12 protein-coding genes and 1 pseudogene are annotated in these 11,773 nt (G+C 38.5%); 3 read left to right on the forward strand and 10 right to left on the reverse strand.

All coding sequences use genetic code 11. The annotated features are described in order from the left end of the window. Positions 1–158: 158 nt before the first annotated feature. A complete protein-coding gene (cudC, locus tag CD118_RS03625; RefSeq protein WP_103356269.1) occupies positions 159–719 on the reverse strand; it encodes a choline uptake/conversion transcriptional regulator CudC in 561 nt (186 codons plus the stop codon). A gap of 221 nt (positions 720–940) precedes the next feature. Between cudC and betB the strand changes: the two genes are divergently transcribed. Beyond that, positions 941–2,440: a betaine-aldehyde dehydrogenase gene (gene betB / locus CD118_RS03630; protein WP_103356270.1), complete on the forward strand. Its 1,500-nt coding sequence runs from the start codon at positions 941–943 to the stop codon at positions 2,438–2,440. Between the two features lie 167 nt (positions 2,441–2,607). Next, entirely contained in the window at positions 2,608–4,302 is a 1,695-nt protein-coding gene (betA, locus tag CD118_RS03635) for a choline dehydrogenase (RefSeq protein ID WP_050329874.1), read from the forward strand. A 146-nt stretch (positions 4,303–4,448) separates the two neighbouring features. Here the strand turns inward: betA and hisIE are convergent, their stop codons facing one another. From hisIE to CD118_RS03680, 9 genes are read right to left on the reverse strand one after another with little or no spacing between them, the layout of a single operon-like run. Then, a complete protein-coding gene (gene hisIE / locus CD118_RS03640; RefSeq protein ID WP_103356271.1) occupies positions 4,449–5,078 on the reverse strand; it encodes a bifunctional phosphoribosyl-AMP cyclohydrolase/phosphoribosyl-ATP diphosphatase HisIE in 630 nt (209 codons plus the stop codon). Further along, positions 5,069–5,833, reverse strand: a complete 765-nt coding sequence (gene hisF / locus CD118_RS03645) for an imidazole glycerol phosphate synthase subunit HisF (RefSeq protein ID WP_060829361.1) — start codon at positions 5,831–5,833, stop codon at positions 5,069–5,071. The genes hisIE and hisF overlap by 10 nt, the downstream gene beginning before the upstream one ends. Next, positions 5,830–6,534, reverse strand: a complete 705-nt coding sequence (gene hisA / locus CD118_RS03650; RefSeq protein ID WP_103356272.1) for a 1-(5-phosphoribosyl)-5-((5-phosphoribosylamino)methylideneamino)imidazole-4-carboxamide isomerase — start codon at positions 6,532–6,534, stop codon at positions 5,830–5,832. The genes hisF and hisA overlap by 4 nt, the downstream gene beginning before the upstream one ends. Beyond that, positions 6,527–7,102: an imidazole glycerol phosphate synthase subunit HisH gene (gene hisH / locus CD118_RS03655; RefSeq protein WP_142380860.1), complete on the reverse strand. Its 576-nt coding sequence runs from the start codon at positions 7,100–7,102 to the stop codon at positions 6,527–6,529. Before hisH ends, hisA begins: the two co-directional genes overlap by 8 nt. Further along, the gene (gene hisB, locus CD118_RS03660) at positions 7,102–7,680 is read right to left on the reverse strand and encodes an imidazoleglycerol-phosphate dehydratase HisB (RefSeq protein ID WP_060829363.1); all 579 of its coding nucleotides are present in this window, start codon (positions 7,678–7,680) and stop codon (positions 7,102–7,104) included. The genes hisH and hisB overlap by 1 nt, the downstream gene beginning before the upstream one ends. Beyond that, entirely contained in the window at positions 7,677–8,678 is a 1,002-nt protein-coding gene (locus tag CD118_RS03665; protein ID WP_103356274.1) for a pyridoxal phosphate-dependent aminotransferase, read from the reverse strand. The genes hisB and CD118_RS03665 overlap by 4 nt, the downstream gene beginning before the upstream one ends. Continuing rightward, positions 8,675–9,931, reverse strand: a complete 1,257-nt coding sequence (gene hisD, locus CD118_RS03670) for a histidinol dehydrogenase (protein ID WP_425353200.1) — start codon at positions 9,929–9,931, stop codon at positions 8,675–8,677. Before hisD ends, CD118_RS03665 begins: the two co-directional genes overlap by 4 nt. Beyond that, positions 9,924–10,538, reverse strand: coding sequence for an ATP phosphoribosyltransferase (gene hisG, locus CD118_RS03675; RefSeq protein ID WP_103356276.1), 615 nt, complete (start codon positions 10,536–10,538; stop codon positions 9,924–9,926). The genes hisD and hisG overlap by 8 nt, the downstream gene beginning before the upstream one ends. An 18-nt stretch (positions 10,539–10,556) precedes the next feature. Continuing rightward, a complete protein-coding gene (locus CD118_RS03680; protein WP_103356278.1) occupies positions 10,557–11,366 on the reverse strand; it encodes an ATP phosphoribosyltransferase regulatory subunit in 810 nt (269 codons plus the stop codon). A 310-nt stretch (positions 11,367–11,676) separates the two neighbouring features. On the opposite strand from CD118_RS03680, the pseudogene CD118_RS03685 reads away from it, so the two are divergent. Next, positions 11,677–11,773, forward strand: a pseudogene (locus tag CD118_RS03685) (deoxyribose-phosphate aldolase); the annotation flags it as partial.

Below are 11,773 nucleotides of genomic sequence, written 5' to 3' on the forward strand. Positions count from 1 at the left end.
CCATAAAGCTTTTTTGATGAGGTATCAAACTTTGTTATTGAAATAAAATATGATTTGCAGTCTTTAGCTCACCGATTGTAGCTATTGAAAAAGGCTAGGTTATTCGGTTTTGAATTTGTCTGATCTACATCTCTTCATGAGAAAATACTGAAACAGCTTTATTTTTTTATGTCTTTAGGTTCAGGAATAGGGAAGTGTTCAAATATTTCTCCCGATTTTAATGCATCACTAATTGATTCTAACCAATAGTAATAAATCCGAGAATGCTCTAAATGGGCTTTTATTTCTATCGCTTCTTCTCTCGTTGCTTCATCTACATCTTCAGCTGCAATAATCTTATCAATCATTGCTTCTGATTCTCTGAGTGCAGCCATATTGATTGAAATTTCTCGGTTCCATTTTCTAGTGAAAAAGTTACAGAAAAACTCAAAGAAATCTTTTTCAGCTTCAAAATGTTGTTTGCGACTGCCTCGAGTGAAGCGTTGCTTAACAATGTCATATTCTTGCAATTTCTTAACGCCCGAACTCATGCTTGGCTTACTCATTTGTAATTCTTGACGCATTTCATCCAATGTCATGCTGTCTTTGAATAACATAATACCGTAGAGATTTCCGACACTACGATTAATCCCATATAAATCCATAGTTTCAGCAATTGAATTAATAACAATATCTTTCGCGACTTCGAGTTGTGCTTCGTGTGATTTTGGTCGTGCCACGACATCTCACCTCCCTATAAATTAACTCGTTAATAGCGTTAACGCTCTAAATTTTAATCTTTAATTAAATATAAATCAAATGTTCATTAATAATTTAACGGTTTTTTTGGCACACTGCAAATCCAAGCGATGTCGATTGACATGGCACTTTTCCTTATGATAAAGTTAAATTTGTGAAATTCGTTAAATAAAAACTTAACAAACTTAACGGAGGTATATGCATGGAATTTGTAAACCAATTATCTCGTCGTCAATATATTGATGGGGAATGGGTAGAAAGTAGCAATCAAGCGACACGTCAAATTCTCAATCCTTATAACCAAGAAGTGATTATAGAAGTAGCAGAAGGAACGAATGAAGATGTAGAACGTGCAATTCTAGCAGCGAGACGTTCATTTGATGAAGGTGTGTATGCACTTGAAACAGGTGAGAACAAAGGTAAAAAGGTTCGTGCAATTGCGGATCAAATCAAAGCGCATCGTGAAGAGTTGGCGCATTTAGAAACATTAGATACAGGTAAAACTTTAGAAGAATCTCTTGCAGATATGGATGATATACACAATGTATTTATGTATTTTGCAGGTTTAGCAGATAAAGACGGGGGCGAATTAATTAATTCACCTATTACAAATACAGAAAGTAAAATCGTCAAAGAGCCAATCGGAGTTGTGACTCAGATTACTCCTTGGAACTATCCGCTATTACAAGCTTCATGGAAAATTGCGCCAGCACTTGCAACAGGTTGTTCTATTGTCATGAAGCCGAGTGAAATCACACCTTTAACAACTATTCGTGTGTTTGAGCTTATGGAAGAGGTAGGTTTCCCTAAAGGCGTTATTAATTTAGTTTTAGGTGCAGGCTCTGAAATCGGTGACATCATGTCTACGCATCCTGAAGTGGATTTAGTGTCATTTACAGGCGGTATCCAAACAGGTAAACGTATTATGAAACAAGCCGCAGAGCATGTTACGAATATTGCACTTGAACTTGGTGGTAAAAATCCAAACGTGATTTTTGAAGATGCTGATTTTGATTTAGCTGTTGATCAAGCATTAAATGGTGGCTTTTTCCATGCAGGTCAAGTATGTTCGGCAGGTTCTCGTATTATTGTTCATCATTCTATTAAAGATAAATTTGAAAAAGCATTAATTGAGCGTGTTCAAAATATCAAATTAGGTAATGGATTTGATGAAGATACAGAAATGGGACCACTTATTTCTGAACAGCATCGTGACAAAGTTGAAAAATATATGACAATTGCGCAAGAAGAAGGCGCAAAGATTGCTATCGGTGGTAAGCGACCTTCTAGAGAAGATTTAAAAAATGGTTATTTCTTTGAGCCGACAATCATCACAAACTGTGACACGTCTATGCGTATCGTACAAGAAGAAGTGTTTGGTCCTGTTGTAACGATAGAAGGTTTTGACACAGAAGAAGAAGCTATCAAATTAGCTAATGACTCTATCTATGGTCTTGCAGGTGGTGTCTTTACGAAAGATATCGGAAAAGCGCAACGCGTGGCATCAAAAATGAGAATGGGTACAGTATGGATCAATGATTTCCATCCTTATTTTGCACAAGCACCATGGGGCGGCTATAAACAATCAGGTATCGGTCGCGAACTTGGACATCACGGTTTAGAAGAATATTTAGAAACAAAACACATCTTAATGAATACAAGCCCTGAGCCAGTTCACTGGTTTGGCCAATCAGAATCATAAATTGAACAATTGAATGAGCGTTTGTCTTTTATATGACAGACTTCTTTCAAAGTAAAAAGGTGTGAAAGAATGACGTAAATGCAACGATAAGTGCTAAACGTTTCTTTCACATCTGTACATAGTTTGAAATAGCGCGTCAGTATACAACTACGAGGAGGATTTTTGTTATGAGTAAAGCGTACGACAAAATGTATGATTATATCATTATCGGTGGTGGGAGTGCTGGATCTGTATTAGGTGCTCGCCTCAGTGAAGATAAAGACAAAAAAGTCTTAGTACTTGAAGCAGGACGCAGTGATTACCCTTGGGATTTGTTAATTCAAATGCCAGCTGCTTTAATGTATCCATCAGGTAACCGCCTTTACGATTGGAAATATGAAACAGATGGCGAACCACATATGGGCGGACGTAAAGTTTTCCATACACGTGGTAAAGTGTTAGGTGGATCAAGTTCAATCAATGGGATGATTTATCAACGTGGTAACCCACTAGACTATGAAAAATGGGGTAAACCTGAAGGCATGGATACTTGGGATTATGCCCACTGTTTACCTTACTTCAAACGTTTGGAAACGACTTTTGGTGCAGATGCAGATGATCCAATACGTGGTTTAAATGGTCCTATTAAATTACGTCGTGGTCCTGCTGATAACCCGTTATTCCATGCATTTTTCGATGCCGCTGTCGAAGCGGGTTATAAAAAAACGAAAGATGTGAATGGTTTCCGTCAAGAAGGGTTTGGTCCATTTGATAGTCAAATTCATAATGGTCGCCGTGTTTCTGCTTCACGTGCCTATTTACGTCCAGCAATGAAACGTCAAAACTTAACGGTTAAAACACGTGCATTCGTTGAAAAACTTCATTTTGATGGTAATACCGTTACAGGTGTGACTTATAAACGAAATGGTCGTTTACACAAAGTGCTCGCAAAAGAAGTTATCTTATCTGGTGGTGCATTTAACACACCACAATTGCTACAATTGTCAGGTATCGGTGATTCTGAGCATTTACGTTCATTAGGTATCGAACCTCGTATTCACTTACCGGGTGTAGGTGAAAACTTTGAAGACCACTTAGAAGTGTACATTCAACACACTTGTAAAGAGCCTGTCTCATTACAACCGAGCTTGAATATTTTCAAAATGCCATTTATTGGTTTGGAATGGTTAACACGTCGTACAGGTGCGGCATCAAGTAACCACTTTGAAGGTGGGGGATTCGTTCGCTCAAATAATGATGTGAAATATCCAAACTTAATGTTCCATTTCTTGCCACTTGCAGTACGCTATGATGGACAAAAAGCAGATACAGCGCATGGTTACCAAGTTCATGTTGGACCAATGTATTCAAATTCAAGAGGTAGCTTGAAAATCACATCAACGAACCCATATGTTAAACCAAAATTTGTATTTAACTATTTATCTACAGATGAAGATAAACGCGAATGGGTTGAAGCTATCCGTGTCGCACGTAACATTTTAAAACAACCTGCACTTGATCCTTATAATGGTGGAGAAATTTCACCAGGACCTTCTGTTCAAACAGACGAAGAAATTTTAGATTGGGTACGTCGAGACGCTGAAACAGCATTGCACCCATCTTGTAGTGCAAAAATGGGTCCTGCTTCAGATCCAATGGCAGTAGTGGATCCATTAACAATGAAAGTTCACGGCATGGAAAATCTACGTGTAGTAGATGCGTCAGTCATGCCAACAACAACAAATGGTAATATTCACGCACCTGTATTAATGCTTGCTGAAAAAGCGGCAGATATTATTCGTGGTGTTCAACCGCTTGAGCCTGAACATGTTGATTATTATGTTCATGGTAAACATGATGAAAATGCAGGCGCTATCGATTAAGCTAAAAATAAATTTAAATATCAGATGATTGAAGTTGACTTCTAATTTAAAACAACCCTTTCCTAGTTCAATGTGATACAAGGAGAGGGTTGTTTTTATGTTTGAAATCATAATGATTATTTTTATGGCGCATCATATCAAAGGACTTACCATTTTTCAATCTTTTGACGTTCACCTTTAAAATTATTTTGAATACGATGTCTTTTCTCTAACTCGTGTTCTATTGTATTGAAAGTGATGTTTTGTGATTCGAGTAAAACAAAGAGATGATAGAGTAAATCAGCACTTTCAGAAATGACTTCAGAAATGTTTTGTTTCATAGCAGCAATCACGACTTCGAAAGCTTCTTCGCCCAACTTTTTACTGATTTTTTCAATGCCTTCATTGAAAAGGTATTGCGTATAAGAGTTGGAATCATCTGCATTCAACCGTTGGCGAATAGTGCTTTCAAGTTGTTGAAGTTGAAAAGTCGGAGTCGTATTGAAACAGCTTTGTGAACCTGTATGACAAGTCGGTCCCATTGGTTCCACAAACAGCAATAACGTATCTTGATCGCAATCTAAATACATGTCTTTGACTCGTTGTATGTTGCCTGATGACTCTCCTTTTTTCCAAAGTCGTTGCTTCGAGCGAGAGTAAAACCATGCGACTTGTTCTTGCACTGTTCTATGGAAAGCTTCTTCGTTCATATAGCCCAACATGAGCACTTGTTGCGTCTTGCTATCTTGCAAAATGACTGGAATTAAGCCTTTTGAAAAATCGGGTTTTAAGACCATCTTACGGGGACACCTCCTTGATTCAGTTCACGTTTGATTGCTGCAACGGTTGTTTCTTTATCGTGTAAAATGCTTGCCGCTAATCCAGCAGACACAGGAGTTTGTGTGAATAATTCTTTGAAGTGTTGTGCATCACCACCGCCACCTGAAGCGATAATCGGGATATTGACTAATTTAGAAATTTGATTCAGGTGCGCAATATCAAAGCCTTGTTTCGTTCCATCATGTGCCATACTTGTGACGAGAAGCTCTCCAGCACCTAAAGCCTCTACTTTCAGTACCCAATCGTAGACGCGAATAGGCGTTTGCCGTTTACCTCCATGGGTACAACAATAATAATCATTCGTATTTTGATCGTATAAGCTATCGATTGCGATACATATGCACTGTTTTCCAAATTTTTGACTTGCTTGCTGTATGAGATCGGGATTATTGAGTGCTGCTGAATTGAGAGACACTTTATCTGCACCATGTCTTAAAAGTTGGGATATCTCTTCCAAAGATGAAATGCCGCCACCCACTGTTAATGGAATAAAAAGCTGGGAGGCAGTTTGTTGGATGATATCGAGTGTCAGTGCGTGTCCTTGTTCCGTTTTTGAGATATCTAAAAAGACAAGCTCATCGGCTCCAGCTTGATTATAGTATAGCGCAAGATCAACTGGGTGACCGATGTCTCTGAGTCCTTTAAACTGTATCCCTTTGACAACACGGCCATCTTTAACATCTAGACAAGGAATAATTCTTTTTTTAATCAAGTTAAACCCTCCCAAAATGAGGCTTGATTCGCTGCTTTACCGACGATTGCTGCTGAAACACCGAGCTTATCTAACTGCTGTATGTCTGCTTGATGTCGAATGCCACCAGAAGCTATAATCGGTAATTTACTATTCTTAGCGAGTTGAGCTGTTGTATCAAAATTAGGCCCACTCATTTTACCGTCCTTCGTGATGTCGGTATAGATGATGCCATTTAAAGGAAGGTGTTGGATTTGGGAGACATAATCAAAGACATCGAGGACAGTTTCTTCCGTCCAACCATTAATTTGAATCGCAGTTTGCTTTGCATCGACAGATACCAATATTTTCCCGGGAAATAAATGGCTCATTTTAGTCAGCCAGGCTTGATCTATTATGGCTTGAGTACCGACAATGCAGTAATCCACACCGGATGATAAATAGGCTTGAATCGTCTCTTTGTTACGGATACCGCCGCCCACTTCAATCGGTTTTTGACTCATTTGAACTAACCGTTGAATAGCATTCATCTCGATAGAGCGTTGTGATTTGGCACCTATTAAATCGACGATGTGAATACGATCAACGCTATCGAACTGGTTGTAAAATTCGATACTCTTCTCAGCACTGCGCATCATAACTTCAGTTGTTTGATAGTCTCCCTCTGTGAGGCGTACACTTTTACCTTCTATTAAATCAATCGCAGGCCAAAGTTTAATCATGTTGCCAACCTCCTTTTAACGCTTGTTTTAAAATCTGTAAACCGTAATCGCCACTTTTTTCTGGATGAAATTGAATACCAATACAATCATCTTGTTGAACGATGCCCGGAATAGACGTGCCATAGTCACTATAGGCGATGACTGCAGGTGACATTGGTGCTTGATAAGTATGAACATAATAGACATCTTTGTTTAACGCGGGTATTTCACTTTTTAACTGATTCCAACCAAGATGTGGAACCGTATAAGGGGTCTGAATTTCTTGAATTTTCCCTTTGATTAAATCAAGACCCGACACATAACCTTCATCACTATAAGAGTACAGAAGTTGCATACCTAGACAAATACCGATAATGGGTTGTTGGTGCTGTCTTAATACATCGTATAGACCGTATTGATGAATGGCGCGCATTGCATCTTTGAAATGGCCTACACCTGGCAGAATCAAGACGTCTGCATGTTCTATCATTTCTGGTTCGCGCGTTACGATAGACGGATAGCCAAGATGGTTCACTGCGCGTTGCACATTAAAAATATTGCCAAGTCCATAATCTATGATTGCAATCATCATTCAATCACACCTTTAGATGAAGGAATACGTCGGTCTTCTGAATCGCGCAGCGCTTGTTTTAAAGCATGTGCAAATGCTTTGAAAATCGCTTCAATTTCGTGGTGCGTATTTCCTTGATGAAGTAAGTCGATGTGAACCGTTAAATGGGCATTGATCACTAAAGCTCTAAAAAATTCTTTGACGAGTTCTGTATCAAACTGGCCCACTTTTTCCTTGCTAAAGTTCGCTTGAAAGTTGAGGTAAGGGCGTCCACTTATATCGACAACAGCACGTGCTAATGTTTCGTCCATCGGAATATATTGGGTACCATAACGGGTGTAATGAACTTTATCTTTAATCAACTGTCGTAACAGTTGTCCAAGAACGATACCGATATCTTCGGTCGTATGATGATCATCGACGCATGTATCACCTTCAACGTCAATTTGTAACGCTAAGTCACTATGAAAGCTCCATAATGAGAGCATGTGGTCTAAAAATCCGACACCAGTATGAATTTGACTCTCTTTTTCGGATACGCTGAGTTTAATGTCAATTTTGGTTTCTGTCGTTTCACGGCGAATTTGATATGTCACTGTTGTTCACTCCATTCTTTCACGACTTTTTCAAATTGATTTAAATGTGGCTGATCAATGATGGAATAACGTACGCATTCAGCTAACATTTTTTCATCTTTTGAATGATAAAAGCGTGGTAGAAAGCCACGTGCTTTAACGTAATGTCCGAGTGATAAGGCTTGAGGCCCTGATGTTAAAACAAAATTAGTATCACTTGGAAAGACATGCATATGGGGACTAGCATATTTCATCAAGATTTCTTTTAAGCGCTGACTCAATTGACGTTGGTGTTGGATGAACACTTTTGTTTGTTCCATATGTTCAAATAGATAAATACCGATAGATAGGGTAAATGCACTTAAAGGATAAGGGTGTTCAATTTGGCGTACAGTTGAAATGGTTTTTTCTGTACTGATTAAGACACCGAGTCGTAACCCCGCCATGGCAAAAGCTTTGGAAAGTGTACGCATGATTAGGATATGATCTTCTAATTCGATTTGTAACGGTATTGAAAAGTCAACATAGGCCTCATCAACGATTAAATAGCCTCCTATCATTTTCATTTGATTTGCGATAGTGATTAATTCATTTTCAGTAAAACGGTGACCCGTTGGATTGTGTGGATTACTGAGAATGAAAAAACGAGGTTGTACTTCATCGATGCGATCAAGTATCGTTTCAAGTGAAAATGTTAAATCGGGTGATGCATCAACAAAACGAATTTGACGCTTCACCTGCCGTGCATAATCTTGATACATAAAAAAATCGGGATTGAGCGTTAAACAGGGACCTTCTGGCATAATAAGCATCAATTTTTGTATTAATTCGTCAGAACCATTGCCACAGCATAGTTGTTGACTACTGAATTGCTGGCCATAATAATTCGCATAAGCTTGGCGAAAGCGGTCATAATCAGTATCTGGATATAAATGATAGTCACAATTTTTGATAAGATTCATCAATGTTTCATCATTAAGCGGCTTTATCGGGCTTTCATTCTTATTCATGCGAATCATTGTGTATCACCTCTATTTCGAATCTCTAGTGATTTTTTATGATTGATTAATTGTTCGTCACCCGCTATTCGAGCAGCATCAGCATAGGTGCGTTGGTACGTTGATGCGCTCAGATGAATGACCGTATGTTTAGTTAAAAAATCGTTCACAGACAGACCATGTTGAAAGCGTGCTGTTCGTTGTGTAGGCAGCACATGACTCGGCCCAGCGATATAATCTCCAATGGCTTCTGGTGCATAGCGCCCTATAAACAAGCTACCTACATAATGGATGAAAGGGATGTATCGTTCTGGATGCGCAGTTTGAACTGAAGCATGTTCAGGTGCAATGGCATTCATAACTTTACAATTATCATTAAAATCTAAAGTGTGAATTAAATAGTGATGATGTTTTAAACTTTTTGCTAATATTTCTGAGCGCTGTGCATTTTTAAGTTCAGCTTGGATACGTTGTTCAAGCGCCTTAAGGACGGATTTATCGTTTGAAAGGACATAAGTTCTTGCCATTTCATCATGCTCAGCTTGGGCGAAAACATCATAGACAATGGCCTCTATATCGCTATGGTTATCTATAATGAGTGCAATCTCACTCGGACCTGCAATTTGATCGATACCTACTTCTCCGTACAAATATTTTTTCGCATACGCCACATATTGATTGCCTGGCCCAACGATTTTATCTACTTTAGGGATAGTTTCTGTGCCATAGGCTAATGCGGCGATACTTTGGGCGCCACCGACTTGATACACGTGATCGACACCGGCAATTGCACAAGCAGCAAGAACGCTTTGGGCAATACCATTGGTTTGGGGTGGTGTGACAACAATGATATTTTTAACATTTGCCACTTTCGCGAGTGTCGCGGTCATTAAGACAGTAGATGGATAACTTGCTTTACCTCCAGGCACATATACCCCTACACTTTCGATAGGATGATAGACTTCGTAGAGTTCTTGTGTTGAACTTTGTTGCTGATATTTAATTTGTCTCTGATAATGTTCGATTCTTTGATGACTATGCTGAAGTGCTGCTTTTAATTCAGGCTCCAAATTTGTAAAAGCTTGTTTCAGCTCTGAACTAGGTATTTCTAGTGATTGTACTTGTACGTGATCAAATTGCTTGTTGTAGTCGAATAATGCACGGTCACCTTCATTTTTGACACGTTCACAGATGGCGGCCACTTGTTCGTGAAGGTGTTGGTTAAACTGGGCTTCAGATTGTAATTGCTGTAAAAATGCTGTGCTATTAATCATCAATGAGTGACACCCCTAACATTTGAATAAATGCATCAATTTCTGATGCGGTAGTGAAAAAACTTTGACGGTTCGTAATTAATTGCGCTTGTATACTGGAAATCTGCTCCTTTTCGACAAGACCATTAGAGCGAAGTGTGCTTCCGGTTTGTACGATATCAACGATGCCATCAACCATGCCAATGACACAAGCTAACTCGATAGAGCCCGAAAGTTCGATTAACTCAATGTCACGGCCTGTGGATTTAAAATAATCGCGGGCTGTTTTCGGATAAGAAGTTGCGATTTTGTGATATGCTTCTGTCGATTCAAAAGCGGCCACAGAAAAATGACATTGTCCAAAAGGAAGGGCGATAAGTTGATTAACGTCATATTTCTGCTCGTTTAAAATATCACTTCCTGTAATACCGATATCCGCAATCCCTTGTTCTACATATATAGGAACGTCATTTCCTTTAACGAAAAGAAAACGAAAATTTTCAGTTTTGATTTGAAGTTGTCGGGATCGCGACTGAAGCTGTGAAGCCAATTCAACCTGCTCCTGTTGTTCTAAGTAGGCAATCAAACTTTTAAGCAAACGTCCTTTTGCTAATGCAATGGTTAACACAATAGTCACTCCTTCTCGTTATAATGTGAGTCCTAAACCAAATCCTTCTAAAGTATCTTTGTAATAACCGCCTGTTAAAGTCAGATTGCTTTTTTTCAGATGTGCATGAATAAAGGCACCTTTATAATACGACCGCGGAGGTTGGGGTGTCATATCGAGATGGATAGGGGTGATACCTAACGATTTGAAATAGGTATCCCAACGATTCAAACTCCGCAAAATATAGTGGTCGCTCGGGAATAAGGTGTTCAGTAAACTGAGTTGTTGATGTGTCGGTGTTAACAACAATTGAACAACTGGATGACTGAGTCCTAAAGCGGATTTCAATTCAGAAATGTTACGTTGTGCAATCCATGTCAATAGTTGTGTGTCGTGTGGCACATCGCTTAATAATAAATCCGTTAATTGGTAATGACCGATTACGACATATTGAATTTGATCTTCTAAGCATTGTTCAATGTACAACTTGAATGTTTCAAATGTATCGTGAATCTCTTGAATACTCGGTTGATAATATTCTAGGCCAAGTTGTATACAGGCATGCTGATTTCGGACAATTGAACCAGCATATGCAACTGCGCGATGTTGTAAAGGATAGTCTTGGTAATAGCGCACTAGTTGATCAGTAAAATCATTGCGCAAAGCATAAAGCTGTGAGCCAGATTGCCAAACACTTCTTTCAGACATTTGTTTAAGATCGTCAGAAGAGAGTGTTTCCCAAACTAATGTTTCGATAAAAGGTGTATCTATGAGCTCGAAGTTACGAGATTCCGCAATCTTTAAAAACCGAAGCTCTTTTTCTTTGTCTAAAATTAAAGGATGCATGATCATATCGCCTCGCTTTCGTTCTCTACCGAGTTAAAGTATTTTTGAGAGAATATGAGTATGTTAGCATATGAATATTCAGATTTCAACAAAAAATTCTGAAAAATAAAAAATGAATGGTCTTATAGGCTTTAATAGTGGGTAATTAGAAAATAAAAAACTTGAAAAAAATACAACTGAAATGTACACGAGAATGGTGTGCATTGCTAAATGCTTAGCAATTTTATCTGATATAAAACAATCGTATTTTGAGCGACCAAATTGTATAATTGAGTAAGATATTAAAAATATATACGATGAGGGAGCATGCTATATGAAATTTGAAAAATATATCGATCATACGTTGTTAAAACCAGAATCAACACGTCAACAAATTGATCAAATCATTGAAGAGGCCAAAACGTATCACT

Source organism: Staphylococcus coagulans (assembly GCF_002901995.1).
Lineage (GTDB): Bacteria > Bacillota > Bacilli > Staphylococcales > Staphylococcaceae > Staphylococcus > Staphylococcus coagulans.